Origin of the sequence: Janthinobacterium breve, from assembly GCF_051380895.1 — a bacterium.
GTDB lineage: Bacteria > Pseudomonadota > Gammaproteobacteria > Burkholderiales > Burkholderiaceae_D > Janthinobacterium.
Genome location: NZ_JBNYXY010000011.1, coordinates 243,321 through 269,143, shown reverse-complemented (window position 1 = coordinate 269,143; position 25,823 = coordinate 243,321). Strand labels below are relative to the sequence as shown.

The window sequence follows — 25,823 nt, the reverse complement described above, 5'->3', positions numbered from 1 at the left end:
TTTTAACAGTGCTTGTCCGCCACGCCGCGCGCCTGCACTATAATCGGCAGACTATGAATAATCAACGCATCCTCTCGCACTTCCACGAAAGTGCCGAACTCAAGATCCAGGCCGCTACCGTACTGGCGCATCCCATTGCGCAGGCGATCGACCTGATGTTTTATGCATTGTCCAACGGCAACAAGATCCTGGCGTGCGGCAACGGCGGTTCCGCCGCCGACTGCCAGCATTTCGCAGCCGAGCTGGTGGGACGCTTCGAACGCGAGCGCTTTCCGCTGCCGGCCCTGGCGCTGACGACGGATACCTCGATCCTGACGGCCGTGGCCAACGACTACAGCTACCGCGAGATTTTCTCGAAGCAGGTGCAGGCCTTCGGCCAGGCCGGCGACATCCTGCTGGCCATCTCCACGTCGGGCAATTCAGCCAACGTGATGGCCGCCGTGGAAGCGGCGCTCGAGCGCGAAATGCGCGTCGTGGCGCTGACGGGCAAGGACGGCGGCGCCATCGGCAAGATGCTGACGGACGCCGACGTGCATATCTGCGTGCCAGCCGAGCGCACGGCGCGCATCCAGGAAGTCCACCTGACCACCATACATTGCATCTGCGACGGCATCGATGTCGCGCTATTCGGAGGAGACGTGAATGACTAAATTCGGTACTGGCCCAGGCTGGAAACGCGTACAACGCCCGCTGGCAACTGCACTTTTGTGCGGCGCCATGCTCACCTCGCTCACCGGCTGCATCGAATTGATGGTCGGCGGCGCAGTGATGGGCGGCGTCGCTGCGGCAGACCGCCGCACCCTGGGCGCCCAGACCGAAGACAAGTCGATCGCCCTCAAAGGCGAGTCGCGCATCCCCTCCATCGTCGGCGATGCGGGCCATGTGAATGTCACCAGCTTCAACCGCCGCGTCCTGCTGACGGGCGAAGTGCGCGATGACGCGATGAAAAATGCCGTCGAACGCGAAGTGCGCAATATCGAGGGCGTGGAATCGGTGGCCAATGAACTGATCATCGCCGGCCCGGCCAGCTACACTTCGCGCTCGAACGATGCGCTGATCACCACCAAGGTCAAGGCCAGCTTGGTGGACATGAAAACCATCTCGGCCGCTTCGTTCAAGGTCGTCACGGAAAACGCCACCGTCTTCCTGATGGGCCGAGTCACCCAGCGCGAAGGCACGGTGGCGGCCGACGTGGCGCGCGGCGTGGGCGGCGTGCAGAAAGTGGTCAAGCTGTTCGACTACATTTCGGAAGCGGAACTGAAGCAATTGCAACCCGATCCGCCGCAGCCGCGCACCACGAGCACGGTCAGCGATACGGTACAGCAGTAAGCGCCTCCGCCATCCGACCTAGGGCACGGCGACGATGCGGCAGCTATAATAGTCACATCGTGGCCGCATTGCCGCGCTTTTCAAATAAAAACCATGTCAACTTCGCCCTCCGCAAGCAAGTCCTGGATCAAGCCAGCCCTGATCGCCGTCTTCGTGGCGGGCGTGGCAGCGGCCGGCTATTTGTCGCTGAATGACAAGCAAAGCGCGCCGGAGGTGACCTTTCATGGCATCCATGGCGAGAAAATCACTTCGGCCAGCCTGCGCGGCAAGGTGGTGATGGTCAATTTCTGGGCCACCTCGTGCACCACCTGCGTGGCGGAAATGCCGGAGATGGTCGACACCTACAACAAGTACAAGGGGCAGGGCCTGGAATTCGTCGCCGTGGCCATGAAATACGATCCGGCCAACTACGTGCTGAACTTTGCCGAAACGCGCCAGCTGCCGTTCAAGGTGGCGCTCGACGTGACGGGCGAGGCGGCCAAGGCCTATGGCGACGTGGCCCTCACGCCCACCACCTTCGTGCTCGACAAGCAGGGCAAGATCCTCAAGCGCTATGTGGGCAAGCCGGAGTTCGCCGAACTACACAAGTTGCTGGAAACAGCCATCGCCGGCTAAGAGACCGCACAAACTCGGTATAAAACCTTGTTGCCAGGTGTTGCCAATCTGTTATAACCTTCCCTTGCGTGATCCCATACACCTTGTGAAGGCCAGCCGTGTCCCTAGCCGCTCAATCGCTCGACCCGCAACAACTGAAAGCCTGGCTGCTTGCCGCCGGCAACAAGGACGCCACGGCGTTCCGCCAGCTATATATCTCCACCTCATCGAAACTGTTTGGCTTCGCGCTGCGTATATTGCATAAGCAAGAGCTCGCTGAAGAAGCCTTGCAAGAGGGTTTCGTCGCCATCTGGAACAACGCCGCCGCTTACCAGAGTCATCTGGCGGCGCCGATGACCTGGATGGCCACCATCGTGCGCAACAAGGCGTTCGATGTGCTGCGGCGCAGCGACGATACCGTGGAAATCGATGCCGAACAGTTTGATAGCGAAGTCATGAATGCACTCCGAGACCCCCAGGCCACGCCCATAGAATCGCTGCAAATGAGCGGTGATGCCAAGGCGCTGGCGTTTTGCATGTCGGCCCTGGAAGGGCTGCACCGGCAGGTGGTCGCCCTGGCGTTCTATCACGACCTGTCGCACAGCGAAGTGGCGCAGCAGATGTCGCTGCCGATCGGCACCGTGAAGACCTGGATACGCCGCAGCCTGGAACGGCTGCGCACGTGCCTGGCGAAACGGGAGGCTTCATGAATATCCGCGGCAATGACGTGCTGCGCCAGAAACTGGCGTCCGAATACGTGCTGGGTACCCTGAAAGGGGGCGCGCGGCGGCGTTTCGAAGGCTGGCTGCACAACGACGCCGACTTGCGCAATATCACGGCCGAATGGCGCCAGCGTCTGGAACCGATGGCGGAATTTGCCACGCCCGTGGCGCCGCCCAAGCGCGTCTGGCAGCAGATCGAGCAGCGCCTGCATTTGGCGCCGCAGGGCGGCTGGTCCTTGTTCCGCGATTCGCTGTCGTTCTGGCGTTCGCTGGGCATGGCCTCGAGCGCCATCGCCGCACTGCTGGTGATCGTCGTGGCCACGCGCGTGATGGACGCGCCGCAGATCAGCTATGTGGCCAGCCTGACGGACGAGAAAGCGCAAACGGCCCTGCTGCTGACGGCCGACAGCCGCCATGGCGCACTCGAGGTGCGCATGGTGGGCAACGCGCCCGTGCCGAGCGATAAGGACCTGGAACTGTGGGCCGTGCCGAAGAGCGGCAACCCGCGCTCCTTGGGCTTGCTGGCCGACAAGGGCAACGTGAAACTGGCCCTGTCGCAGCGCGCCATCGGCAACGACGTGGCACTGCTGGCCGTCACCCTGGAACCGAAAGGCGGTTCGCCCAATCCCAACGGACCGACGGGACCGGTTTTGTATAAAGGTAACTGGGTAAAAATATAAGCCTATTTGGGATACAGGATCATCTGGGTGCAGCGAAACAGGGCAATCGTCTTGCCTGTTTCCTTGCTTTTCACCACGGCATCCCACACTTGCGTGTTGCGGCCCTTGTGCTCAACTTTCGCCGTGCAGGTGAGCGTGCCTTCGCGGACCGTGCCCAGGTGGTTCGATTTCAACTCGATGGTGGTGAAATTGTTCGCGCCCTCGGGCAGGTTGACGATGCATCCGTAGCCGGACGCCGTGTCGGCCAGGGTCACCACGCTGCCCGCGTGCAGATAGCCGTTCGGCGCCAGCAGGTGTGGCAGCACGGGCAATTCCGCCGTCAGCTGGCCGTCGCCCACGGCCGTGATGACGATGCCCAAGTGGCCGGGCAGGCGGCCTGTGCCGCGTTCATTCAACAGTGCTACGGTGATGTCGGGATTGCTCATGCGGGTCCTTGTGCGGGTGAATCCGGGCAGCGGATCTGCCGGAAAATACTATGATGATAGCAACTTTCCCCGCATCGGTTTGACGGCCGCTTATTTCCGGCCGCGCCGCCGTTTCCACCACACCAAACTGCCCGTCAGCAGGAACAGCAGCGGCATCAAGCCAAAGACGGTAATGAAGGCGCGCCCGGCCACGCCAAACGCCTGGCCCGAATGCAGGGGGAATTGCCAGCCCAGAAAGCGCTCGCCATACGGGGCCGTGAACGGATCGCGGATGCGCAGGGGCAAGCCGCTGCGCGCGTCCAGGGTCAGCCTCGTGGCTCCGTCGCCGTGGGCGATTTCGTCCGGCTGGCGCACGCGGATCTCGTACGGCTGGTCCTGTTTCGCCGGCAGCACGATGCGCGACACGCGCGCCTGCGGATACAGCAGCTGCGCGGCGGCCATGGCCTGGCCCGCATCGAGCAGGGCGCCATCCTGCGCCACATTTTTCAATTTTGCCGTGTCCGGCACCGTCGACACCAGGTCCACCAGCGGCACCACCAGTTGCGGCAAATTGAAATAGATACCGGAAAAGGCGAGCACGGCCAGCACGGGCGCGGCAAAGAAGCCGGCCGCCTTGTGCATCGTATAGTGAAAGCGCGGCCAGGAGCCGCTATGCGACACCGTCAATGCGCGCCGGATAGCCGTCCACTGCAGGCGCGGCCACCACAGGTAGATGCCGCTGAAGGCCATCAGCAGCAGGGCCACGCCCGAAATCCCCGTGATGGTCTTGCCTGCGTCGCCCGTCAGCAGATAGCGGTGCAAATGAAACATGCCCGACATCAGCAGCGGACGCGTGAGGCCGAAACGGCCCCAGTCGCGTTCGCCTTTGACTTGCAGGGTGTAGGGGTCGACCATCACTTGGCGCACGATGGCCTGGCGGAAGGGGGACGGCTTGGCTGGCTGGCGATACGAAGCCACGTACACGTCGCGCGCATCGGCGGGTGGATTGAGCTGGGCCGGCTTGCCGTAGGCGGGGTCGGCCGCAAGAGTGTCCACCACCGCCTGCAGCGTGCGCGGCGTGACCTGGAACACCTGGCCAGGCGCGGGCGTGCTCGCCTGCAATAAATTCGGATTCAGATACGCATCGAGCTCCGGCATCCAGGCGATGGCGGAACCGGTCAAGCCCAGCAGGACGAACAGAGCGCCGAACCACAGGCCCGCATACAGGTGCAGTTTGCTGATCAACCACTTGCTGGGGTATTGCGACATGGAAACTCTGGGAAATTTTGGGCTGCGAAACGATAGCATGAAAGCCCCGCAGTGAAAATCATGCGCATCAAGAAAGGGGCAAACCAGACAACACGCTCATGGGAACGTCGGCATCGGGCAAAAACGAGCGTTTCGGCACCATCAGCGAGCGCATCGGCATCGCGGGGTCATGTTGCACGGCATACACTTTCGCCTATACTTATCAAAAGGAAAACCATGCCCCCCTCCCACTTCCTCGTCGTCACGCTGAGCCTGCTTAGCCCACTGCTGCACCTGGGCGCCCACGCCGCCGATTTCACGGTATCGAGCACCGACATCGCCCCCGGCCAGACCTTGGCGCCCGCGCAAGTGTTTCAGGGCTTCGGCTGCACGGGCGGCAACCTGGCGCCGCAATTGTCGTGGCACGACGCGCCAGCCGGTACCAAAAGCTATGCCATCACCCTGTACGACCCGGACGCGCCCACGGGCAGCGGCTGGTGGCACTGGAGCGTCTTCAATGTGCCCATCAGGACCACCTCCTTGCCGACGGGAACAACGGCGGTTACTTTGCCAGCGGGCGCCGTGCAAGGACGCAACGATTACGGCGACAGCGCCTACGGCGGCGCCTGCCCGCCACCCGGCGACAAGGCCCATCGCTACCAGCTCACGGTGTGGGCCTTGAGCGTGGACAAACTGCCACTGGACCAGCACGCCAGCGGCGCCATGCTCGGCTACATGCTCAACGCCAACGCGCTGGGCAAGGCGCAGCTGACGGGACTGTATGGCAGATGAGATGGAAGCGGTTGCCCTGAGCGAACTGCGCATCGCCCACGGCACCATCGAGGCGCGCCGCGCGCAAACCCTGCGCCGCGTACCCGTCTTCCAGAGCGCCCTGTGCCGCGTGCGGCAAGGAACAAAACTGCTGGAATGGGGCGCTCGCCAGGCGCGCGCCGGCACGGGCGACGTGGTGCTGATGCCGGCGGGACAGGAACTGGGCGTGGCCAACCTGCCCGGCGCGCAAGGCTACCGGGCGGAAGTACTGAGTTTTTCACCGGCCCTGATCGCCCGTTTCCGTGCGCGCCATGGCGGCCTCGTCGATACCCAGCTGCACCAGGCGGCCACGGCCAGCCTGTGCGTGCCGCTCGATGTGCATGCGGCGCAGGCCTGGGACCAGCTGATGGCCAGCTTGGCCAATGGCGCACCGGCCGCTCTGCTGGCGCACCAGGCCGAAGGCTTGCTGCTGGCCCTGGCCTTGGGCGGCCATTGCGGCCCGCTGCTGCTGGACCGCCGCGATCCGCTGGCCGCGCGCGTGCAGCAAGTACTGTTGCTGGACCCGGGCGCCGACTGGAGCGTGGCCAAGGTAGCATCGAAACTGCATGTGGGCGCCTCCACCCTGCGCCGCCAGCTGGCCCTGGAACAGCGCCATTTCCGTACCATCCTGGAAGGCGTGCGCCTGGGACTGGCCTTGCAGGAGTTGCAATCTGGTAGTTTACCCATCGCCGACATCGCGGCCGCCTGCGGCTACGCCTCGCCGTCGCGCTTCGCGGCCCGCTTCCGCCAGCACTACGGCCTGTCGCCGCGCGACTTGCGCGCCACCCTGTAAGTTCGCTCTAGCGCAAATCAATTGCAACAAGCGCTGACAGCGAGGCGATTTTCTTGCTACTATGCGCCCATGTCTTCCCGCCAGCCCACCCGCAAGCTTGCTCATCACGGTGCCGCCGCCCTCGCGCGCACGCCGTGGCAGCTGTGCGTGGCCCTGTTCAGTGCGCTGGCCCTCGTGTTCCTGCTGTCGACGGCCGCCTCGCACCTGCACAAGACCACCCTCGACGCGGAAGAGTGCGCGCTGTGCGCCACGGTCATCGACAAGGTGGCCGATATCGCCGTGCCGCCGGCCATCATCGAGCCGCCCGCCCAATTACTGCCGTACCGCTTGCTGGCCGTCGCGCCCGCCACCCTGGCGCCTGTCGCCGCCCTCATCCTGCCGCCCGTGCGCGGCCCGCCTGCCGCCTCGTTGTAGTTCCCACGCTGTTTATCCATTTTTCGGGCTGCACCGCCGTGTTCTGACGCGCGCCGTGCCGCCTGGCGTTGACTATTTTTGAGGTTTACCATGCAACACACCCCCCGCCTGAGCGCGCTGTCGCTCGCCCTTGCCAGCCTGTTTACCGTTTCCGCCCATGCCGCCGAGCCTGCCGAGGGCAATACCGATGCTGCGCCACAAGACATGCAGAAGGTGGAAGTCACGTCCGCTCATTTGAAAAGCGCGCGCATCGAACTGTCGCCGAAAGTCGGCACCACCATCTACAGCATCGACAGCCACATGGTCGACATGCTGGGCCAGGGCGACAACACGCCATTCAATGAAGTGCTGCTGCGCCTGCCGGGTGTATCGCAGGATTCGAAAGGCTCGGGCGCCCTGCACGTGCGCGACGACCATGCCAACGTGCAATACCGCATCAATGGCGTGCAATTACCGGAAAGCATCAGCGGCTTCGGCCAGTCGATCGACACGCGCCTGATCGACAAGACGGATTTCATGACGGGCGCCTTGCCGGCCCAGTTCGGCCTGCGCACGGCGGGCATCGTCGATATTGAAACGAAGGAGGGCGGATTGAGCCCTGGCGGACGCATCGGCATCATGGTCGGCAGCCATGACCATGTGGAGCCGAGTGCCGAATTTTTCGGCAGCGTGGGCAAGTTCAATTACTACCTGTCCGGCAGCTACCTGGGCAATGCCCTGGGCGTGGAAAACCCGCAAGCCACGCGCAGCGCCTTGCACGACAAGACGCGGCAGAACAAATCGTTCGGCAGCCTGTCGTATTTCCTTGATGACAACACGCGTCTGGGCGCCATGTTCGGCACGTATAACGGCCGCTTCCAAATCCCGAACAACCCGAACCAGGCGCCCGCCTTTTCGCTCGATGGCCACAGCGATGCGCAGGCGGGCACATCTACCTTGCCGTCGTCGCAATTGAATGAAAACCAGCGCGAAGTGAACCGCTTCCTCGTGCTATCGCTGCAAAAGAGCCTGGGCGACGTCAATTACCAGGTGTCCGCCTTCCACCAGTACTCGGAACTGCATTTCACGCCCGATGCCATTGGCGACCTGATCTACAACGGCGTGGCGTCGGACTCGCGCCGCGCAAACAGCGCTTCGGGTGCCCAGTTCGATATCAGCTACAAGCTGCATCAGGACCACACCGTGCGCGCGGGCCTGGCCTACACGCGCCAGAAGACGAGCAGCGACAACACGGTGGCCGTCTTCCCCGCCATTGACGGCGCGCAAGCCTCCACCACGCCGATCAGCATTCTCGACAACAGCGGCAAGACAGGCACCCTGGCCAGTTTTTACCTGCAGGATGAATGGCATATCAGCAAGCCCCTGACCCTGAACTATGGCGCCCGCTTCGACAAAGTCTCGGCCTACACGAGCGAGCAGCAATGGAGCCCGCGCGTCAACCTGGCGTATCAGATCGCACCGGGCACGGCCCTGCACGCCGGCTATTCGCGCTACTTCACGCCACCACCGCAGGAACTGGCGGCGCAAGGCAGCATCGACCTGTATGCGAACACGACGAATGCGCCGGCAATCGGCCAGTCGGACAACGTCAAGGCCGAGCGCACGCATTACTACGACGTGGGCATCAGCCATCAGGTGAGCTCGAAACTGACCGTAACGGCCGATGTGTACTATAAAAAGATCAACAACCTGCTGGACGAAGGCCAGTTCGGCCAGGCGCTGATTTTGACGCCGTTCAACTATGCGGACGGCTACGCCAAGGGCCTGGAATTGTCGGCCATCTACAGCGAGAAAAACTGGGGCCTGTTCCTCAACGCCAGCACGCAAAAGGCGCAGGGCCGCAACATCAATTCGGGCCAGGCCCTGTTTGGCGCCGATGAGTTGAACTACATCAGCCAGCACTATGTCTACCTCGATCATGACCAGAAATACACGCTGTCGGGCGGCGGACATTATCACTTTGGCGATTCGCAAGTGAGCGCTGACTTCCTGTATGGCAGCGGCCTGCGCATGACTCCGGACGGCGGCGCGCCCAATTCCGGCCATCTGCCCAGTTACTTCACCGTCAACACGGCGCTCACGCACACGTGGAAAAACACGCCGGTCGGCAAGGTGGAAGGACGGTTGGCCCTGATCAACCTGTTCGATAAATCGTATCTGCTGCGCGACGGTTCCGGCGTGGGCGTGGGGGCGCCGCAGTACGGCGCCCGCCGCAGCTTCTACGCCGGCCTGTCTACCAGCTTTTAACCGTTACGCGCGAAGACAGCGGCAGGGAGCAACGCCTGCCGCTGTCGGTTGCCGTCATGCTTCAGCTATCGCCCCAGACGATGGGCGCCTGCCCGTGCGCTTGCAAATAGGCATTCGCCTGGCTGAACGGCTTGCTGCCAAAGAAACCTTTACTGGCAGACAAAGGCGAAGGGTGGGGCGCCGCCAGCACCAGGTGCTTGCCGGGATCGATCAGGCTGCGCTTGGCTTGCGCGTAGCCGCCCCACAGAATGAAGACGAGGTTGCTACGCTCGGCGGACAGGTGCCGAATCGCGCTGTCCGTCAGCTTTTCCCAGCCCTTGGCCGCGTGCGAGCCGGCCACCCCGGCGCGCACGGTCAACACGCTGTTGAGCAAAAACACCCCTTGCGCTGCCCAGTCCGACAAATCCGTGCGCGTGCGCGCCACGCCTATGTCCGTGGATAATTCCTTGAAGATGTTTTGCAGGCTCGGCTGCGCGGGATGGCCGTCCGGCACGGAAAAGCACAAGCCCATGGCCGCGCCGGGCGTGTGATACGGGTCTTGCCCCAGGATCACGACGTTGACTTGCCCGAACGGCGTCAGGTCGAACGCGCGAAAGATGGCCTTGCCCGGCGGAAAACACGGCCCCGCCGCATACTCTTCCTTCACGAAGGCCGCCAGGCGTTCCCAATACGGCTGGGCGAATTCCCCCTCCAACCGCGCCTTCCACGATGCGTCGATGCGTACGTCCATGCGTCACCTCATAGCTTATTCACCAACCATGCTTTTTCAGCATGCCAGTATAGAACGCTCGTCAGCTTGGCGCGCATACGATACGGGCAGACAAAAAAAAGCCACCGGCGTTAGCAGGTGGCTTTGATGTGGCGCAAGGTTACTTAGAAGTTCAGCGCCGATTCCACGCCGGCGCTGTGCGCCTGTTCATCCGCATGGTACGAGCTGCGCACCATGGCGCCCACGGCGGCGTGGGTAAAGCCCATTTTATAGGCTTCTTCTTCGAACATCTTGAACACGTCCGGGTGCACATAGCGGCGCACGGGCAAGTGGCTGTTCGATGGCGCCAGGTACTGGCCGATGGTCAGCATGTCGATGTCGTGCTCGCGCATGTCGCGCATGACTTGCAGGATTTCTTCATCCGTCTCGCCCAGGCCCACCATGATGCCGGACTTGGTTTTCACGTCCGGGTACATGGCCTTGAAATCCTTCAGCAGTTTCAAGGAATGCATGTAGTCGGAACCGGGACGCGCTTCCTTGTACAGGCGCGGCGCCGTTTCCAGGTTGTGGTTCATGACGTCAGGCAAGCCATCCTTGAACAACAGCAATGCTTTTTCCAGGCGGCCACGGAAGTCGGGCACCAGCACTTCGATGCGGGTGTTCGGCGACAGGGCGCGCGTTTGCTGGATGCACTCGACGAAATGGCCGGCGCCGCCGTCGCGCAAGTCATCGCGGTCGACGGAAGTGATGACGACGTAGTTCAGGCGCAGCTTGGCGATGGTTTTCGACAGGTTGGCTGGCTCTTCCTTGTCCAGCGGATCAGGACGGCCGTGGCCCACGTCGCAGAACGGGCAGCGGCGCGTGCACTTGTCACCCATGATCATGAAGGTGGCCGTGCCCTTGCCAAAGCATTCGCCGATGTTCGGGCAGCTGGCTTCTTCGCACACCGTGACGAGTTTGTTTTCGCGCAGGATGTCCTTGATTTCATAGAAGCGGGTCGATGCCGAGGCGGCCTTGACGCGGATCCAGTCCGGCTTTTTCAGGCGCTCGACTTGCTCGATCGGAATGATCTTGATCGGAATGCGCGACGTCTTGCTGGCGCCTTTTTGCTTTTCGCTCGGGTTGTACGCGGGAGCGGCAGTAGCGGCGGGGGCGGTGCTGGAAATGGTCTCAGAAGTCATGGCTGCAAGCCCTTGACGGGCGTGTTGGTTTGTTTGCTCAGGCATCTGCTGCCTGAGGCGCGCCTGCGGCGCTGTTTACTTCGCTTACATCGAGTAATACGGTCAATGCATGGGCCAGGGCCCGCTGCACCTCGGCCAGCGGCGCCACAACGCCCATGCTGCGCATGTCCACCGTCTTCAGGCCGGAATAACCGCAGGGGTTAATCCAGGAAAACGGCGCCAGGTCCATCGCCACGTTGAGCGATACGCCATGGTAGGTGCAGCCGTTGCCGCGCACTTTCAATCCCAGCGCGGCGATCTTCGCACCCTTGTCCGGCCCGCCGGCGATGTAGATGCCGGGCGCGCCATCGATGCGCTCGCCTGCAAGATTATACGCCGCCAGCACGTTGATGATGGCTTGCTCGATTTTATGCACGAACTGGCGCGCATACAACTTGCCGCCCGGCTTGTTGCGGCGTAAGTCCATCAGCAGGTAAATCACCACCTGGCCGGGGCCGTGGAACGTCACTTCACCGCCGCGGTCCGTCTGCACCACGGGCACATTCTCTGCGCCAGCCAGCAAATGGCCACGGTCGGCCGCCAGGCCCAGCGTGAACACAGGCGGATGCTCGACGATCCACAGTTCATCGCGCGTGTCCGTCGTGCGCGCATCGGTAAAGGCGCGCATGGCGGCAAAGGTCGGCTCGTAATCGACGCGGCCCAGCTCGCGGATCAGCGCCGCTTCGGTTCGGGTGGTGGTCATGACAGATTCTGTAATCAACTGCCGGCGCCTTGCGGGCGCTGCGGCGAAGCCGTGATTATAAGCCAGGCTGCCGTTTCATTCAGCCCCGGGCGCCGGCAACAACAGCAAAGTGCCCAATTTTTGTGCAGCGTGGCGCACCTGGGCAAGGCTCAGCGCCGTGTAGCCCAGCAGCACGGCCGGCGCCAGCCTGGCGCTATGGCAAAAATCACCGAGCGGCTGCAACGCCAGCCCCGCCTGCGCGGCGCGCGCGCAAAACGCCCGCTCGTCGCCATCCGGTGGCAGCCACAGCACGCAATGAAAGCCCGCCTGCTGGCCGGAAATCGTGTAACGGCCAGGGGCGATCTGTTCGAGGCAGGCCAGCAGCAAGTCGCGCCGCTCCTTGTAGGCCAGGCGCGCCTGACGCAAATGGCGCACAAAAGCGCCTTCCTCCATCCAGGCGGCCAGCGCCAGCTGCTCCGTCACGCCCACGGAGCGGCCCGTCAACTGCACGATGCGCAGCAGTTGCGGGCGCAAGGCGGGCGGCAGCACCATGAAGCCCACGCGCAGGCCGGCAAACAGTGTCTTGTTAAAACTGCCACAGTAGATCACACGCTGGTACTGGTCCAGCGCCTTCAGGGCCGCCAACGGCGCGCTGTGGTAATTGAATTCGCTGTCGTAATCGTCTTCCACCACCCAGGCACCGCTGTCATTCGCCCACTCCAGCAAGGCCAGGCGGCGCGTGACGGACATGGTCACGCCCAGCGGCGACTGGTGCGCCGGCGTCACATACGCGAGGCAGGCGTCGGCGTGCGCGGCCAGGGCGGCGCAATCGATGCCCTCGGCGTCGACGGCAATGTCCACGGACACGGCGCCCGCCAGGGCGAACAGGGCGCGCGCGGCCGGATAGCCGGGCTCTTCCAGGCAAACCTTGTCGCCATCGCGCACGATGCTGCGCGCCAGCAAGTCGATCGCGTGGCGGATGCCGGTCGTAACAACGATATCTTGCGGATCGCAGCGGATGCCGCGGTATTTGGCGAGGAAGTCGGCGATCTGCTGGCGCAGCTGGGGCAGGCCGGCCGGATCGGCGCCGCACAACTGCTCCGGCGTGGCGGCCGCCAGCGCCCGCGTGGCGCACTTGGACCAGGCGGCCATGGGAAACAGGCTGGCGTCGGCGCGCCGCGCCACAAACGGCAAGCCGTCGCGCACGCCCGTGTCCGGGGCGGGCGCGGGTACGCTAGCCGGTGCGGCCGAGGTGGCATCGGCGAAGCCTGCCATCAAAAAGCGTTCCGGCACCACGGCGCACACGCGCGTGCCGGAGCCGGGCACGCGCGTCACATACGCTTCCGCGTGCAACCGGTCGAACACGGTTTCGATAGTGCCGCGCGACAACTCCCACCGTTCCGCCAGGGTGCGGCTGGACGGCAAACGGCTGCCCGCCGGCAGCATCTTCGTCAGGATGGCCGAGCGCAGCGCTTCATACGCGCCATCCTGCTTGTTGACGCCCGCCTTGTCGAGCCAGCTGGTGGGACGAGGCAAGTCCAGGGCGTGCGGTAATTTTCCTCGCGGCATAATGATCGTCCAAGTGGTCCAATGAATTTTCTGATGACTGGCACTTCGCATTACACCACAAACATTCTACTCTCACCGTTCCGGTGCGCCAGCGGGGCGCACGCATGAAGGGACACATGAGAGGATCGTATACAACAATGCAGAAACAAATCGCTGTATGGGCCTGGGGCGGCATCGTGCTGCTGCTGGTCTGCCTGTCGCGCATCAGCATCGACATCTATTTACCTTCGCTGCCGGCCATGGCCGATGCCCTGCATGCCAGCGATGCCCAGCTGCAACTGACCCTGAGCCTGTTCATGGCCGGCTCGGCCGCGTCAATGCTGGCTTGCGGGCCGCTGGCCGACCGTTACGGACGCCGTCCCGTGCTGCTGGCCGGCACGGGCATTTATGTGCTCGCCAGCATCGTCTGCAGCGTGACCTCCGATGTGCACGTACTGATCGCCGCGCGCGTGCTGCAGGCGTTCGGCGGCTGCAGCGGCACCATCATTGGGCGTGTCATGGTGCGCGACCGCTTCGACCCCGCCACGCAGGCGCGCATGCTGGGGAGAATATCGATGGTGATGGGCCTGTCGCCCATCGTGGCGCCGCTGGCCGGCAGCGTGCTCGATGCAGCGTTCGGCTGGCGCGCCGTGTTTGGCGTGCTGTGCCTGCTGGGCGCGCTGTCGCTGGGGTTGATCGCCGCTTACGTGCCGGAAACCAAGCCAGCCGACGCCGTGCCACAAGGCAATACCCTGGCGCTCTACCGCCGCCTGCTGGGCGACGCGTATTTTCTGCGCTATGCACTGGCCATCGGCTGTGTGTATTGCACGTATTTCCCGTTCATCGCGGAATCGTCCGTGTTGTTGCAAAGGGGGATGCATCTGTCGCCGCACGCGTATGCGCTGGTGTTCGCGCTGACGGTCAGCGGCTATGTGGCGGGATCGAGCCTGTTTCGCGCCCTGGGACCGCGCCTGGGCGCCAATTACCTGCTGGGTGTGGCGGTGCTGATCAATGTGGCGGGCGCGGCCAGCTTGTTGCTGGCAGGCAGCCTGGCGCCGCAGCACGTGGCATCGCTGGTGGCGCCCATGCTGCTGGTGATGGTCTCGGTGGGCATGGCCATCCCCGCCTGCCAGCTGGCGGTACTGCAGCCGTATGGCGCCCAGGCGGGCAGCGCCTCGGGCCTGTTCTTCTTCATCCAGATGCTCATCACGGCCGCCTGCGGTGCCGTGATCGCCGCCATCACCGACGGCAGCGAAAAGCCCCTGCTGTGGGTGACGGCGGCGGCCAGCGCGGCCTTTGCCCTGGTGTGGCGGCTGACGAAACGCCAGCCAGCCCGGGCAACAGCATGTCTTACATGACGATCTTGACCATCGGGTGGCCCGACAGTGCCATGTACAGGGCGTCGAGCTGCTCGCGGCTGATGGCGCGCACGGTGACGGTCAGGCCCGTGTAATTACCCTTGGGCGATGGGCGCTCTTCCATGCGGCCCACGTGAAAGGTCGGATCGTGGCTGATGACCAGTTCCAGCATGGTCGGCGCGAAGTCCACATGCGTCGGGCCCATGATCTTGATGGGGAAATCGCTCGGGTATTCGATCAGCGATTCGCTGGGGGGAATCGTGACTTCGGTGGGTGGGGTGGTTTGCATGGGGAATCCTATCAGTGCCGGTCAGAACAGGCGGCGCAGCATATATCGCGCGGCGACCGCGTAAAGACGTATTGTAGCCAACTTTCGGAGCGCATGCGCCCGTTGCCATGGCGCCAGGGGCGCAGAAAAAAAAAGCCAGCTTTGTCAGCTGGCGAAAACTATTTCGTTTGGACAAAATAGCCGGAAAAGTCGATGCTGTCACTTGGAGGATAAGCAGTGGTCGTACTGTAGACAAACCGAGGCGACTTTGCATCCAGCATGTGACGAACTGCGCATTTTGCGGCTTGAACGTCGATACGGCGCGACAGACGGCACGGCCGTCAGCGCTCCACTTCCTGCATCCGGCCATTGCGGCCGGGATTGCCGCGCTCATTGCCTCGGTCATTGCTCCGTTCACGGGGCGGCCCGCTGCGTTCGCCGCCACGCGCCTCCTGAGGCGGACGGGCGGCAGGGGCCGGCATCGGCGGCGGTGCGGGCCGCGGCTGAGCCACGGGTGGTGGGGAAGGCAAGGACGGCAGTGGCGCCGTCTGCAGTACTTCGCGACGGCCGCCACGTTCTCCACGGTCCGGACGGGGTGCATCAAAGGGACGCTCGACGCGGGACCGCTGCTCGCCACGCCACCCGGGGCGGGCCACCTGGTCTTGCACGGGTGGCAAGGCTGGCATCGCCGGCATCACGGGCTGGGCCGGTATCGGCGGCTGTTGCGGCTGGGCCGGCACGGGCGGGCGGTTCGGCTGCATGGGACGCGGCGCCAGATGCGTCTGGCCATCGTCCGTCTGCAAACGGCCGGGACGGTTGACCCATTCGCGCCGGAAACCGTTGTCGCCGCGCGGCGCTTCGGCAGGGCGCTGCCAGTTGCCCGCAGGCGCAGGCGCCGTGCTCAAGGGCAAGCTTTGCATCACGGGTGGCGGCATGGTGGTGCGGTCGCGGCGCGGCACGTCGACCGTGCGCTGCGCGCCAAAGCGCTCGCCCGGCAACATGCTCATGCCTACACGGCGTTCGCGTTCTCCCGCCACAGGCCGGCGCCCCTCGGCCACGCGGTTGATGCGGCGTTCATACTCTGCGCTGGCGCGGTAGCCGGGCACGTAGCGGTCATGTGGCGACAGGGGAAACCAGCCCACGCCAGGACGCGCACCTTGCTGCGGCCCGTGGCCACCCCCCACCCAGCCCACCAGGGCGGGCGCCCACGGCACGCGGCCGCGCTCGCGCCCCGGTGCCCAGCCCCAGCGGTGGCCCAGCAGCACCCAGCGACCGTAATGCGAGGGCGCATAGCCCCACGGCGCATTGTCGACCCAGGTCCAGCCCCACGGCGCGATCCACGTCCAGCGACCGTCGCTGTAGGGTGCCCAGCCGACCGGCACCGTGCTGGGCAGCCACAAGGGGCCATATTGCGCATCGTCCTGCCAGGCGCCGTAGCGGTCCAGCTCTTCATAGCCGGTAGTATCGTCCGTGACATATTGCAAGGCCGGCGTGGCGGCGGGCAAGGCTTCGGGCCAGTTGTCGAAGGCGATCCTGTGCAAGGCGCCCGTGCGCAATTCCTCGTCCGTCAGCTCGGCGCGCTTGCCGGCACGCAAGGTCACGCTGCCCGTCGCGCCATCCACGTCGGCCGCCCCTTCGAGCACGCTGACGACGCTGGTGCCGGGCTGGCGCCCCGCATCGATGCGTACCCAGCCCGGCTGAGTGAGAGTCACGCGCGCCTGGGCGGTGGTCAGTTCGAAGCCGCGCAGCGCATCGGGATTGCGCACGCGCACGCTGACTGTGCCATAGCTGAGGTGCAGTGTGAAATGGTCGTCATCGAGCTCGCTTACTTCCAGTTCGGAATCGCCGTCGAGGCGCACGGCGGCCGCGCCCAAGCGCAATTCCGCCAGCGCACCGCGCATGGTGCTGAGCCGGTTATCCGTCGTGACGGGCCAGTTCAGCAGGGCATTTTGCGCCTCGCCACCACCGGCGCGCACCAGCACCTGCCCTTCGACGGTGGAAATGCGGCCCACGCGAGCGGGCGGGTCCTGCGCCAAGGCGAAGGTGCACGCCGACGACAGCAGCACGGCGCACACGGTTTTCAAGAGGGGGAGAGAGAGGATCGGACGCATGATAGCGCTCCAGGCAGGACTTACAAGGACGATTGCTATCGATTACATCCGCATCGGGCGGGCATCGCAAGCGGGCTTACAAATGTTTGCATCTTGGTTTGCATGTTGCCTTGGCTCAGGATGCCGCCTGGCTGCCCCGTTTAACGAAGAACAAGGCGGCGCCGACGGCCATCAGCAGGCCGCCAAAGAAGCGGTTCTGCTTTTTCACGGCGCGCGCGTCACGGAAAAAGCGCTGCATCGACGAGGCCAGGAAAGCATAGCTGTGCATGACGATCTGATCGATCGTGCACATGGTGACGGCCAGGATCAGCAATTGCGGCAGCAACGGCGCCGTGGGGCTGATGAATTGCGGCAATACCGCCACCATAAAAATAATGCCTTTCGGATTCGTCACGTTGGTGAGAAAGCCCGTCAGCACGCGTCGGCCCATGGAAGGCACCACGGCGTCGGCATGCAGGTCGCCCGTGACCGCCACCCTGGCGCGCCACTGCGACAGGCCCAGGTAGATCAGGTACAGCGCGCCCACCGTCTTGACGATATTGAAGGCCACTTCGGAGGCCAGCAGCAAAGAGCCCACGCCGGCACCGGCGATGCCCAGCACCACCAGCAGCCCCAGCTGCAGGCCAAGGATGGTGGCGCTGGCCTTTTTCACCCCGTAGGACAGGCCGTGCGACATCGACAGCACGGCGCCCGAGCCGGGCGAGACGGCGATGATGGAGGCGGCGATGACAAAGGTGATCCAGGTGGCAAAGGGCATGCGGTTTCCAAAAAGGCTGACGAGGAGCAATTTTAACCCGGCCCGTGCGGCCCTGCCGGCCCTGCCTGAGGTAAGATCGCATGCATGCTTTAGCTACGCCTTCCCTTGCCGTACAACCAAGAATAACATCATGAAAAACAACACTTTCCTCGCTCCACAATTCCCTGCCACCACTGCGGGAGCGTGCTGAGATGGCCGGCTCCAGCCTGCTGGCCCTGCTCGACGATATCGCCAGCATCCTCGACGATGTTTCCCTGATGACCAAGGTAGCCGCCAAGAAGACGGCCGGCGTGCTCGGTGACGACCTGGCCCTGAACGCGCAGCAGGTTGCCGGCGTGCGTGCCGAGCGCGAACTGCCCGTCGTATGGGCCGTCGCCGTCGGTTCGCTGAAGAACAAGGCCATCCTCGTGCCGGCAGCGCTGGCCATCAGCGCGTTTGCGCCGTGGGCCATCACGCCGCTGCTGATGCTGGGTGGCGCCTACTTGTGCTTCGAGGGTTTCGAAAAGATCGCCCACAAATACCTGCACCCGGACGACAGCCACAAGGCCGAGCTGGCACAGGCGCTGCGCGACCCGCAGGTGGACCTGGTAGCGCTGGAAAAGGACAAGATCAAGGGCGCCATCCGCACCGACTTCATTTTGTCGGCGGAAATCATCGTCATCGCGCTGGGCACGGTGGCTGCGGCCACCTTCGCCGAGCAGGTGGCCGTCGTCGTCGGCATCGCCATCATCATGACGGTGGGCGTGTATGGCCTGGTGGCCGGCATCGTCAAGCTCGATGACGCGGGCTTTTATCTGGCGGCGCGCAAGGGCGCGGGCGCGCTGATGAATGGCGTGCGCGGCTTTGGCCGCATGCTCGTGTCGGCGGCGCCGAAACTGATGAAATTTCTCTCCGTGGTGGGCACGCTGGCCATGTTCATGGTGGGCGGCGGCATTTTGACGCACGGCTGGCCGTGGGCCAGCGCCATGTTGCACCACGCGGAAGAAGCCGTCGGCAGCGTGGCCGGCATCGGCCCCGTGCTGGCAGCCGTCACGCCCAGCCTGATCAACGCCGTCGCCGGCGTCATTGCCGGTGGCCTGGTGCTGGCCGGCGTCACCGCCGTGTCGGCTTTGTTGCGCATGCTCAAATCAAACAAATAAGCTTTCTGGTCTGATGGGGCGGCAGGCGCATCCGTGCCTGCCGCCCCGGCCATGCCGGCGGTGCCTGCCTGCCCATGGAGACCCTATGCAGCCTTCCCCCATCCAACGCCCCAGCAACGCCTTCATCGGCGCCTCCTGGGCGGCCCTGCTGATCGGCGCCATTACCTATTTGTCCGGCCTGTGGAACGCCACGATGGCCCTCAACGAGAAGGGCTATTACTTTACGCTCCTCATGTATGGCCTGTTCGCCGCCATCTCGCTGCAAAAGTCCGTGCGCGACCGCACGGAAGGCGTCGCCGTGACGGGCATGTATTTCGGCCTGTGCTGGATTTCCGTGCTGCTGGCCTTGCTGCTGCTCACCGTCGGCCTGTGGAATGCCACCCTGCAAAACAGCGAAAAGGGCTTTTATGCCATGGCATTCCTGCTCAGCCTGTTTGCCGCCGTGGCCGTGCAAAAGAATGTGCGCGACGTGGCGCGCGCCCCGGCCGTCACGCCAGCCGACGCGCCGGGAACTTAAGCACCAGCGGCGCATCTATTTCTATATCCATAGCGGGAGAGGACGATGAGCGACCAGCAGAAACGTTTACAAATGGCGCTGGAGGCGGCGCACATGGCGATATGGGATTCGCGCATCGTCGCTGGCCAGGTCATCGACGGCACGGTCATCTGGTCGGCCAGGGGCGCGGCCCTGCTAGGCCTGGAGGAGCGTGCCCTGACCCATTCCTTCCCCGCCTTCCTCGACTGCGTGCATGCCGATGACCGCGACAAGGTGATCGGCGTGCTGCAGGACGGCGTGCGGCGGCGCGGCGGCTACGCCCTGCAATACCGCGTCATCTGGCCCGACGGCAGCGAACACTGGCTGGCGGCCAAGGCGCAGGTCTTCATGGATGGCGGCGGCCATCCCGAGCGCACCCTTGGCGTCATCTGGGATGTCACCGAGCACATACTGCGCGAACTCATGATCGCCGAGCGCAAGGAACTGGCCGAAGTGACGCTCAGCTCCATCGGCGACGGCGTCATCACCACCGATCCGCAGGGCAAAACGCGCTACCTGAACCGCGTGGCCGAGCAACTCACGGGCTGGAGCAGCCAGTTGGCCGAGGGGATCGACATCCTGGAAACGCTGTGCCTGGTCAATGAGCACTCGAACCAGCCGCTCGAGCACGTCGCCATCAAGTGCCTGCGCCAGCGCCAGGCCATCGGTATCTCCACGCACACGCAACTGATCACGCGCGAAGGCCGGCGCATCGCCATCGAAAAGTCCGCCGCGCCCATCTGGTCGCGCGACGGTGAGATCCTCGGCGCCGTCGTCGTGTTTCGCGACGTCAGCCACGAACGCAAGCTGAGCCAGCAATTGTCGTGGCAAGCCACGCACGACGCCCTGACGGGCCTGATCAACCGGCGCGAATTCGAACACCTGGTGGCGGGCGCCCTGCATACGGCCAAAGAAAGCGGCCACGCGCATGCGCTGCTGTACCTCGACCTGGACCAGTTCAAGATCATCAACGACACTTGCGGCCATGGCGCCGGCGACGTGCTGCTGCAGTTGCTGGCCAAGATGCTGCAGGGACAGATGCGCGACAGCGACATCCTGGCGCGCCTCGGCGGCGACGAACTGGGCGTGCTGCTGCCCCACTGTCCGCTCGAGCATGCGCGCCTGATCGGCGAACAGCTGCGTCAGTCCGTGCGCGAATTCCCCTTCGCCTGGGACGAACACAGCTTCGAACTGGGCGTGAGCATCGGCATCGCGGAAATCAACCAGGACAGCAAGTCCATGAGCGAGCTGCTGAGCGCCGCCGACCAGGCTTGCTACCTGGCCAAGGAGCAGGGCCGCAACCGCCTGCACGTGTACCAGGAGTCCGACGTCATGCTGGCGCAACGGCATGGTGAAATGCTGTGGATTTCACGCCTGAACGAAGCGTTCGCACACGATTATTTCCGCCTGTACGCCATGCCCATCGTGCACCTGCGCGACAGCCCGGAACAACACGATGAAGTGCTGATCCGCATCCGTAACAGCCAGGGCGACCTGATACTGCCCGGCGCCTTCATTCCCGCCGCCGAACGCTACGACATGATGCTGTCCATCGACCGCTGGGTCATCCGCGCCGTGTGCCAGCATATCCAGAGCGTGCGCGACAGCCTGCCGCCTTTGGCAGCGCTGGCGGAAAGCCGGCGCCGCACACCGGCCCTGTATTCCGTCAACCTGTCGGGCATGTCGCTGGCCGACACGGGCCTGCAAGACTACATCACCGGGCAATTCGTGCAGTATGCCATTGCGCCTGAACAAATCTGCTTTGAAATCACGGAAACGGCCGTCATCGCCAACTTGCCAAAAGCGCAAATTTTCATGCGCCAGCTCAAGGCCATGGGCTGCCGCTTCTCGCTTGACGACTTTGGCAGCGGCTTTTCCTCGTTCGGCTACCTGAAAGCGCTGCCCGTCGACTACCTGAAAATCGACGGTGTCTTCGTGCGCGGCATCGCCACCAATGCCATCAACCGCGCCATGGTCAAGGCCATCAATGAAGTGGGCCACGTGATGGGCTTGAAAACGGTGGCCGAATACGTGGAAAACGCGGAAACCCTGACCATCATCCGCGAGCTGGGCATCGACTACGCGCAAGGCTACGCCGTGGGCAGCCCGCGGCCGCTGACGGCAGGCGTCGATTAGCCACCGCCGGCAACCAGTAAATTTAAAACAATGCCGCATTGCTATCCCTAAATGCGTGCGAGCACGACCAATCTGGAGGATTTTGATCTACATCAATAAATTTGCGCAGGCGACTCCTTACACTGATCTCCATTCTTGCAATCGTGCAAGTCTTACTCACCAATTAGCTCTTTAACTGATCAGGAAGCCGCAACCATGCGCCAAAATTTGCCAGTGACTAACCGTGAAGTCCTCGTCTTGGACGATCAGGCCATCGTGTCGAAAACGGATATGAACGGCAATATCGTGTATGTGAATCCGTACTTCAGCCAGGTCAGCGGCTTCAGCGAGGCAGAGCTGATCGGTTCGCCGCAAAACATTGTGCGCCACCCGGATATGCCGGCCGAAGCGTTTGCCGACCTGTGGGCTTCGATCCAGGCCGGCACGCCATGGACGGGCCTGGTCAAGAACCGCTGCAAGAACGGTGACTTTTACTGGGTGCGCGCCAACGTCACGCCCATCCGCGAAGCGGGCAAGACCATCGGCTACATGTCGGTGCGCGTGAAGGCCGACAAGGATCAGGTCAAGGTGACCGAGGAAGCCTACGCGGCCATCCGCAACAAGGAAGGTGGCAATATTGTCATCAAGAACGGGCAGATCGTGCGCCCGGGCCTGGCGCACCTGCTGCACAACCTGACGCACATGTCGCTCAACCTGCGCATCTGGGCCGCCACCTCCATCGTCAACTGCCTGCAGTTACTGGTGTGCGTCATCAGCCTGTTCGCCAGCGGCGGCAAGATCACCAATTACGCCATCTTCGGCGCCACCCTGTTCGGTTTCCTGATTAACGTTTTCCTCTGGTACACCTTGCGCATGTCCGTGCTCAAGCCGCTGGGCAAGGCCCTGAACGGCGCGCGGGCGATTGCCGCCGGCGACCTGTCGGGCAGTTTTGAAACGGACAGCACGGATGAAGTGGGGCAATTGCTGCGCGCGCTGCAACAGATGAATAGCAACCTGATCGCCACCATCCGCGACGTGCGCATCAACGTGGAAACCATGGCCGTGGCCACCAAGCAAATCGCCGCCGGCAATATGGACCTCTCGGGCCGCACGGAATCGCAGGCGGCCAGCCTGGAAGAGACGGCCTCGAGCATCGAGGAATTCTCGTCGACGGTAAAACAGAATGCGGACAACTCGGTGCAAGCGAACGAACTGGCCGTGGCCGCCTCGAAAGTGGCCGTCCAGGGCGGCGAAATCGTTGCCGAAGTGATCACCACCATGGACGAGATCAACACGTCGTCGAAGAAGATCGTCGACATCATCGCCCTGATCGAAGGCATTGCCTTCCAGACCAATATCCTGGCCCTGAACGCGGCCGTGGAAGCGGCCCGCGCCGGAGAACAGGGCAGGGGCTTCGCCGTGGTGGCGGGCGAAGTGCGCAACCTGGCGCAGCGCTCGTCCGTGGCCGCCAAGGACATCAAGCAGCTGATTGAAATTTCCGTCGGCAAGGTGGGCGCCGGCATGCTGCAGGTGAACCGCGCCGGCGCCACCATGGAACAGGTGGTCAGCTCCGTCAAGCAAGTGACGGCCATCATGCAGGAAATTTCCATCGCTTCGCGCGAACAGAGCATCGGCGTCGACCAGGTCAACCAGGCCATCGCCCACATGGACCAGGTGACGCAGCAGAACGCGGCCCTGGTGGAAGAAGCCGCCGCCGCCGCCACGCGCCTGGCGGAAGAAGCCGCCAGCCTGTCGCAAGCCGTGAGCCTGTTCAATTTCGGCAAGATGCCGCCACCGCGCCGCGTCGCCATGCCCGGCGGCAAGGGCGGCGCCGCGAACACCGGCAAACCCGCCGCGCTGAAACGCCTGGCCGCCTAACACCTTTCAAGACCTTACACACACCATGCCTACACTACTCAGCAGTGCTTCCGCCGACCTGGACGCCGTCGTCGAATTCGACCCGGTCATCATCGGCAAGATGAGCCAGTCCGGCCCCCGCTACACGTCCTATCCGACCGCCGACCGTTTCCATGCCGACTTCGGCTACGGCAATTTCCTCGAAGCGCTGGCCGCGCTGCGCATGCGCGGCGGCCGGCGTCCGCTGTCGCTGTACGTGCACGTGCCGTTCTGCGACACCCTGTGCTACTACTGCGCCTGCAACAAGATCATCACCAAAGACCGTAGCAAGGCCGCCACCTATCTCAGCTATCTGAAACAGGAAATCGCCATGCAGGGCAAGCTGTTTGCCGGCATGAACCAGATCGAGCAGCTGCATTTCGGCGGCGGCACGCCGACCTACCTGAGCGAAAAGCAGATGGAGGAGCTGATGCTGCATTTGCGCCAGCATTTCGAGTTCGCTTCCGATGAAGACGGCGAGTATTCGATCGAGATCGATCCGCGCACCGTGTCGCGCGAACGCGTGTTTTCCCTGCGCGCACAAGGTTTCAACCGCATCAGCCTGGGCGTGCAGGATTTCGACGCTGACGTGCAGAAGGCCGTCAACCGCATCCAGCCGGAAGCGGAAACGGTGGCCATCATGCAAGCGGCGCGCGACGCCGGTTTCCGCTCGATCAGCATTGACCTGATCTACGGTTTGCCCAAGCAAAACCTGGAAACGATGACGGAAACCCTGCGCAAGGTCATTTCCGCCAGCCCCGACCGCATCGCCCTGTACCACTACGCGCACATGCCGCACCTGTTCAAGCCGCAGCGCCGCATCCTCGACGCCGACATGCCCGACAGCGCCACCAAGCTGGCCATGCTGGGCCTGTGCATCGCGCGCCTGACGGCCGCCGGCTATGTCTACATCGGCATGGACCATTTCGCCAAGCCGACGGACGACCTGGCCGTGGCGCAGCGCCAGGGCCGCTTGCACCGCAACTTCCAGGGCTACTCGACGCGCGCGGAAGCGGACCTGATCGCCTGCGGCGTGTCGGCCATCAGTTCCGTCGGCGCCGTCTACAGCCAGAATGAAAAGACGCTGGACGCGTATTACGAAAAACTCGACGAAGGCGTGCTGCCGATCGCGCGCGGCATCAAGCTCGATACCGATGATTTATTGCGCCGTATCATCATCCAGATGCTGATGTGCAACTTCGAATTGTCGATCGCCACCATCGAGCAAGCCCACCCCGTGAAGTTCCGCAGCTATTTCGCCGTCGAGCTGGAAAAGCTGCGCGAACTGGCCCGTGACGGCTTGCTCGTCATCGAGGAAGACTGGCTGACGGTGACGCCGAAAGGGCGTTTGCTGATCCGCAATATCTGCATGGTCTTCGACCGCTACCTGACGATGGCCCGCGCCAACGCGGCGCCGGACGCGGTGCAGCCGCTGCGCTACTCGAAAACGGTGTAATACCGTCCGATGAATGCCCTGAGCCTCGTGCCCATGTTCATGGTCGGCCTGGCCGGCAGCGTGCACTGCATCGGCATGTGCGGCGGCATCGTCGGCGCCCTGTCGATCAGCGGCGGTGCACCGGCGGCGCCCACGCGTCCCGTAATCGCCATCGCCGTGGCGCGCCCCGCGCTGCAAACGAACGTGCTGCGCGTGCTGGCCTACAACGGCGGGCGCATAGTCAGCTACATGCTGGCCGGCGCCCTGGCCGGCAGCCTGGCCGGTGCGGGCATGCTGCACATGGCGTCACTGCAGGTGGCCGGCTACTGGCTGGCCAACCTGATGCTCGTCGCCCTGGGCCTGTACCTGATGGATGCCTGGCGCGGCCTGGCCCACCTGGAAGCGGCCGGCAATGTCGTCTGGCGCCGCGTGCGCCCCCTGTTGCATCCGTTGATGCCGATGGATACGCCATTCAAGGCGCTGGCCGTGGGCGGCCTGTGGGGCTGGGTGCCGTGCGGCATGGTCTACAGCGCCCTGCTGACGGCCATGCTGCAAGGTTCGGCCCTCGACGGCGCGGCCGCCATGGCCGCCTTCGGCCTGGGCACGCTGCCCATGCTGCTGGGCATGGGCTTGCTGGGCACGCGCCTGCGCGCGCAGATGCAGCGCCGTCCCGTGCGCATCGCCAGCGGCTTGCTGGTGCTGGGCTTTGGCTTGCTGGGCCTGCTGCGCGCCGCGAATGGCGTGTCGCTGGGCTGGCTCGACGCCCTGTGCGTCACGGGCCATCCATGAAAAGATGCATGAAACCAAAC

Annotated in this window: 25 protein-coding genes; 16 read left to right on the top strand and 9 right to left on the bottom strand. The window is 63.8% G+C overall.

The features are described from left to right. Window positions 1-53 precede the first annotated feature (53 nt). The 5 genes from ACQ4W0_RS23350 (at window position 54) to ACQ4W0_RS23330 (ending at window position 3,325) form a co-directional block, all read left to right on the top strand. Window positions 54-650: a phosphoheptose isomerase gene (locus tag ACQ4W0_RS23350; protein WP_102122463.1), complete on the top strand. Its 597-nt coding sequence runs from the start codon at window positions 54-56 to the stop codon at window positions 648-650. After that, window positions 643-1,329, top strand: a complete 687-nt coding sequence (locus ACQ4W0_RS23345) for a BON domain-containing protein (RefSeq protein ID WP_436578914.1) — start codon at window positions 643-645, stop codon at window positions 1,327-1,329. The genes ACQ4W0_RS23350 and ACQ4W0_RS23345 overlap by 8 nt, the downstream gene beginning before the upstream one ends. A 93-nt stretch (window positions 1,330-1,422) precedes the next feature. After that, a complete protein-coding gene (locus ACQ4W0_RS23340; RefSeq protein WP_436578913.1) occupies window positions 1,423-1,944 on the top strand; it encodes a TlpA disulfide reductase family protein in 522 nt (173 codons plus the stop codon). Window positions 1,945-2,042: 98 nt separating this feature from the next. Further along, window positions 2,043-2,633, top strand: a complete 591-nt coding sequence (locus tag ACQ4W0_RS23335; RefSeq protein ID WP_436578912.1) for a sigma-70 family RNA polymerase sigma factor — start codon at window positions 2,043-2,045, stop codon at window positions 2,631-2,633. Beyond that, complete coding sequence (locus ACQ4W0_RS23330) at window positions 2,630-3,325, top strand: anti-sigma factor (protein WP_436578911.1); 696 nt, start codon at window positions 2,630-2,632, stop codon at window positions 3,323-3,325. The genes ACQ4W0_RS23335 and ACQ4W0_RS23330 overlap by 4 nt, the downstream gene beginning before the upstream one ends. Before the next feature lie 2 nt (window positions 3,326-3,327). On the opposite strand, the gene ACQ4W0_RS23325 is transcribed toward ACQ4W0_RS23330, so the two are convergent. Both ACQ4W0_RS23325 and ACQ4W0_RS23320 read right to left on the bottom strand, forming a co-directional pair. Next, window positions 3,328-3,750 (bottom strand): PaaI family thioesterase, encoded by a 423-nt coding sequence (locus ACQ4W0_RS23325; protein WP_436578910.1) that lies wholly within the window; start codon window positions 3,748-3,750, stop codon window positions 3,328-3,330. 90 nt (window positions 3,751-3,840) lie between these two features. Next, the gene (locus ACQ4W0_RS23320; RefSeq protein ID WP_436578909.1) at window positions 3,841-4,998 is read right to left on the bottom strand and encodes a PepSY-associated TM helix domain-containing protein; all 1,158 of its coding nucleotides are present in this window, start codon (window positions 4,996-4,998) and stop codon (window positions 3,841-3,843) included. Window positions 4,999-5,214: 216 nt separating this feature from the next. Here ACQ4W0_RS23320 and ACQ4W0_RS23315 point away from each other — a divergent pair, with 216 nt between their 5' ends. The 4 genes from ACQ4W0_RS23315 (at window position 5,215) to ACQ4W0_RS23300 (ending at window position 9,241) form a co-directional block, all read left to right on the top strand. Continuing rightward, the gene (locus ACQ4W0_RS23315; RefSeq protein WP_436578908.1) at window positions 5,215-5,769 is read left to right on the top strand and encodes a YbhB/YbcL family Raf kinase inhibitor-like protein; all 555 of its coding nucleotides are present in this window, start codon (window positions 5,215-5,217) and stop codon (window positions 5,767-5,769) included. A 1-nt stretch (window position 5,770) separates the two neighbouring features. Beyond that, the gene (locus ACQ4W0_RS23310; protein WP_436578907.1) at window positions 5,771-6,580 is read left to right on the top strand and encodes a helix-turn-helix transcriptional regulator; all 810 of its coding nucleotides are present in this window, start codon (window positions 5,771-5,773) and stop codon (window positions 6,578-6,580) included. A gap of 69 nt (window positions 6,581-6,649) precedes the next feature. Then, window positions 6,650-6,994, top strand: coding sequence for a hypothetical protein (locus ACQ4W0_RS23305; RefSeq protein WP_436578906.1), 345 nt, complete (start codon window positions 6,650-6,652; stop codon window positions 6,992-6,994). 90 nt (window positions 6,995-7,084) lie between these two features. Beyond that, a complete protein-coding gene (locus ACQ4W0_RS23300; protein ID WP_436578905.1) occupies window positions 7,085-9,241 on the top strand; it encodes a TonB-dependent receptor in 2,157 nt (718 codons plus the stop codon). Window positions 9,242-9,302: 61 nt separating this feature from the next. Here the strand turns inward: ACQ4W0_RS23300 and ung are convergent, their stop codons facing one another. From ung to pdxR, 4 genes are all read right to left on the bottom strand, one after another. After that, window positions 9,303-9,971: a uracil-DNA glycosylase gene (ung, locus tag ACQ4W0_RS23295; protein ID WP_436578904.1), complete on the bottom strand. Its 669-nt coding sequence runs from the start codon at window positions 9,969-9,971 to the stop codon at window positions 9,303-9,305. Between the two features lie 143 nt (window positions 9,972-10,114). Further along, window positions 10,115-11,131 carry a lipoyl synthase gene (gene lipA / locus ACQ4W0_RS23290; RefSeq protein ID WP_035823261.1) on the bottom strand — a complete coding sequence of 339 codons (1,017 nt, stop codon included), beginning with the start codon at window positions 11,129-11,131 and terminating at the stop codon, window positions 10,115-10,117. 37 nt (window positions 11,132-11,168) lie between these two features. Next, the gene (gene lipB / locus ACQ4W0_RS23285; protein ID WP_436578903.1) at window positions 11,169-11,873 is read right to left on the bottom strand and encodes a lipoyl(octanoyl) transferase LipB; all 705 of its coding nucleotides are present in this window, start codon (window positions 11,871-11,873) and stop codon (window positions 11,169-11,171) included. A gap of 75 nt (window positions 11,874-11,948) precedes the next feature. Next, complete coding sequence (pdxR, locus tag ACQ4W0_RS23280; protein ID WP_436578902.1) at window positions 11,949-13,421, bottom strand: MocR-like pyridoxine biosynthesis transcription factor PdxR; 1,473 nt, start codon at window positions 13,419-13,421, stop codon at window positions 11,949-11,951. 137 nt (window positions 13,422-13,558) lie between these two features. On the opposite strand from pdxR, the gene ACQ4W0_RS23275 reads away from it, so the two are divergent. Further along, the gene (locus ACQ4W0_RS23275; protein WP_436578901.1) at window positions 13,559-14,758 is read left to right on the top strand and encodes a multidrug effflux MFS transporter; all 1,200 of its coding nucleotides are present in this window, start codon (window positions 13,559-13,561) and stop codon (window positions 14,756-14,758) included. Here the strand turns inward: ACQ4W0_RS23275 and ACQ4W0_RS23270 are convergent. From ACQ4W0_RS23270 to ACQ4W0_RS23260, 3 genes are all read right to left on the bottom strand, one after another. Continuing rightward, window positions 14,751-15,047, bottom strand: a complete 297-nt coding sequence (locus tag ACQ4W0_RS23270) for a DUF493 family protein (protein WP_102122449.1) — start codon at window positions 15,045-15,047, stop codon at window positions 14,751-14,753. The genes ACQ4W0_RS23275 and ACQ4W0_RS23270 overlap by 8 nt on opposite strands. A gap of 320 nt (window positions 15,048-15,367) precedes the next feature. Then, window positions 15,368-17,137: a DUF6600 domain-containing protein gene (locus ACQ4W0_RS23265; protein WP_436578900.1), complete on the bottom strand. Its 1,770-nt coding sequence runs from the start codon at window positions 17,135-17,137 to the stop codon at window positions 15,368-15,370. 115 nt (window positions 17,138-17,252) lie between these two features. Continuing rightward, entirely contained in the window at window positions 17,253-17,894 is a 642-nt protein-coding gene (locus ACQ4W0_RS23260) for a LysE family transporter (protein ID WP_436578899.1), read from the bottom strand. A gap of 191 nt (window positions 17,895-18,085) precedes the next feature. Here ACQ4W0_RS23260 and ACQ4W0_RS23255 point away from each other — a divergent pair, with 191 nt between their 5' ends. From ACQ4W0_RS23255 to ACQ4W0_RS23230, 6 genes are all read left to right on the top strand, one after another. Beyond that, window positions 18,086-19,033, top strand: coding sequence for a DUF808 domain-containing protein (locus ACQ4W0_RS23255; RefSeq protein ID WP_436578898.1), 948 nt, complete (start codon window positions 18,086-18,088; stop codon window positions 19,031-19,033). An 85-nt stretch (window positions 19,034-19,118) separates the two neighbouring features. Further along, window positions 19,119-19,550 carry an inner membrane protein YiaA gene (gene yiaA, locus ACQ4W0_RS23250; protein WP_436578897.1) on the top strand — a complete coding sequence of 144 codons (432 nt, stop codon included), beginning with the start codon at window positions 19,119-19,121 and terminating at the stop codon, window positions 19,548-19,550. A 45-nt stretch (window positions 19,551-19,595) separates the two neighbouring features. Beyond that, entirely contained in the window at window positions 19,596-21,704 is a 2,109-nt protein-coding gene (locus ACQ4W0_RS23245) for an EAL domain-containing protein (protein ID WP_436578896.1), read from the top strand. A gap of 195 nt (window positions 21,705-21,899) precedes the next feature. Next, window positions 21,900-23,561, top strand: coding sequence for a methyl-accepting chemotaxis protein (locus ACQ4W0_RS23240; RefSeq protein WP_436578895.1), 1,662 nt, complete (start codon window positions 21,900-21,902; stop codon window positions 23,559-23,561). Window positions 23,562-23,586: 25 nt separating this feature from the next. After that, window positions 23,587-25,035 (top strand): oxygen-independent coproporphyrinogen III oxidase, encoded by a 1,449-nt coding sequence (hemN, locus tag ACQ4W0_RS23235; protein ID WP_436578894.1) that lies wholly within the window; start codon window positions 23,587-23,589, stop codon window positions 25,033-25,035. Window positions 25,036-25,044: 9 nt separating this feature from the next. Further along, window positions 25,045-25,803 (top strand): sulfite exporter TauE/SafE family protein, encoded by a 759-nt coding sequence (locus tag ACQ4W0_RS23230; RefSeq protein ID WP_436578893.1) that lies wholly within the window; start codon window positions 25,045-25,047, stop codon window positions 25,801-25,803. Window positions 25,804-25,823: the final 20 nt, after the last annotated feature.

What these genes read in the sequence shown, in the direction of transcription:
- yiaA (WP_436578897.1), top strand. Translation starts at nt 19,119, where the DNA reads ATGCAGCCTTCCCCCATCCAACGCCCCAGCAACGCCTTCATCGGCGCC.
- ACQ4W0_RS23310 (WP_436578907.1), top strand. Translation starts at nt 5,771, where the DNA reads ATGGAAGCGGTTGCCCTGAGCGAACTGCGCATCGCCCACGGCACCATC.
- ACQ4W0_RS23230 (WP_436578893.1), top strand. Translation starts at nt 25,045, where the DNA reads ATGAATGCCCTGAGCCTCGTGCCCATGTTCATGGTCGGCCTGGCCGGC.
- ACQ4W0_RS23245 (WP_436578896.1), top strand. Translation starts at nt 19,596, where the DNA reads ATGAGCGACCAGCAGAAACGTTTACAAATGGCGCTGGAGGCGGCGCAC.
- ACQ4W0_RS23265 (WP_436578900.1), bottom strand. Translation starts at nt 17,137, where the DNA reads ATGCGTCCGATCCTCTCTCTCCCCCTCTTGAAAACCGTGTGCGCCGTG.
- hemN (WP_436578894.1), top strand. Translation starts at nt 23,587, where the DNA reads ATGCCTACACTACTCAGCAGTGCTTCCGCCGACCTGGACGCCGTCGTC.
- ACQ4W0_RS23320 (WP_436578909.1), bottom strand. Translation starts at nt 4,998, where the DNA reads ATGTCGCAATACCCCAGCAAGTGGTTGATCAGCAAACTGCACCTGTAT.
- ACQ4W0_RS23240 (WP_436578895.1), top strand. Translation starts at nt 21,900, where the DNA reads ATGCGCCAAAATTTGCCAGTGACTAACCGTGAAGTCCTCGTCTTGGAC.
- ACQ4W0_RS23350 (WP_102122463.1), top strand. Translation starts at nt 54, where the DNA reads ATGAATAATCAACGCATCCTCTCGCACTTCCACGAAAGTGCCGAACTC.
- ACQ4W0_RS23305 (WP_436578906.1), top strand. Translation starts at nt 6,650, where the DNA reads ATGTCTTCCCGCCAGCCCACCCGCAAGCTTGCTCATCACGGTGCCGCC.
- ACQ4W0_RS23330 (WP_436578911.1), top strand. Translation starts at nt 2,630, where the DNA reads ATGAATATCCGCGGCAATGACGTGCTGCGCCAGAAACTGGCGTCCGAA.
- ACQ4W0_RS23340 (WP_436578913.1), top strand. Translation starts at nt 1,423, where the DNA reads ATGTCAACTTCGCCCTCCGCAAGCAAGTCCTGGATCAAGCCAGCCCTG.
- pdxR (WP_436578902.1), bottom strand. Translation starts at nt 13,421, where the DNA reads ATGCCGCGAGGAAAATTACCGCACGCCCTGGACTTGCCTCGTCCCACC.
- ACQ4W0_RS23255 (WP_436578898.1), top strand. Translation starts at nt 18,086, where the DNA reads ATGGCCGGCTCCAGCCTGCTGGCCCTGCTCGACGATATCGCCAGCATC.
- ACQ4W0_RS23325 (WP_436578910.1), bottom strand. Translation starts at nt 3,750, where the DNA reads ATGAGCAATCCCGACATCACCGTAGCACTGTTGAATGAACGCGGCACA.
- ACQ4W0_RS23260 (WP_436578899.1), bottom strand. Translation starts at nt 17,894, where the DNA reads ATGCCCTTTGCCACCTGGATCACCTTTGTCATCGCCGCCTCCATCATC.
- ACQ4W0_RS23270 (WP_102122449.1), bottom strand. Translation starts at nt 15,047, where the DNA reads ATGCAAACCACCCCACCCACCGAAGTCACGATTCCCCCCAGCGAATCG.
- lipB (WP_436578903.1), bottom strand. Translation starts at nt 11,873, where the DNA reads ATGACCACCACCCGAACCGAAGCGGCGCTGATCCGCGAGCTGGGCCGC.
- ACQ4W0_RS23275 (WP_436578901.1), top strand. Translation starts at nt 13,559, where the DNA reads ATGCAGAAACAAATCGCTGTATGGGCCTGGGGCGGCATCGTGCTGCTG.
- ung (WP_436578904.1), bottom strand. Translation starts at nt 9,971, where the DNA reads ATGGACGTACGCATCGACGCATCGTGGAAGGCGCGGTTGGAGGGGGAA.
- ACQ4W0_RS23315 (WP_436578908.1), top strand. Translation starts at nt 5,215, where the DNA reads ATGCCCCCCTCCCACTTCCTCGTCGTCACGCTGAGCCTGCTTAGCCCA.
- ACQ4W0_RS23300 (WP_436578905.1), top strand. Translation starts at nt 7,085, where the DNA reads ATGCAACACACCCCCCGCCTGAGCGCGCTGTCGCTCGCCCTTGCCAGC.
- ACQ4W0_RS23345 (WP_436578914.1), top strand. Translation starts at nt 643, where the DNA reads ATGACTAAATTCGGTACTGGCCCAGGCTGGAAACGCGTACAACGCCCG.
- lipA (WP_035823261.1), bottom strand. Translation starts at nt 11,131, where the DNA reads ATGACTTCTGAGACCATTTCCAGCACCGCCCCCGCCGCTACTGCCGCT.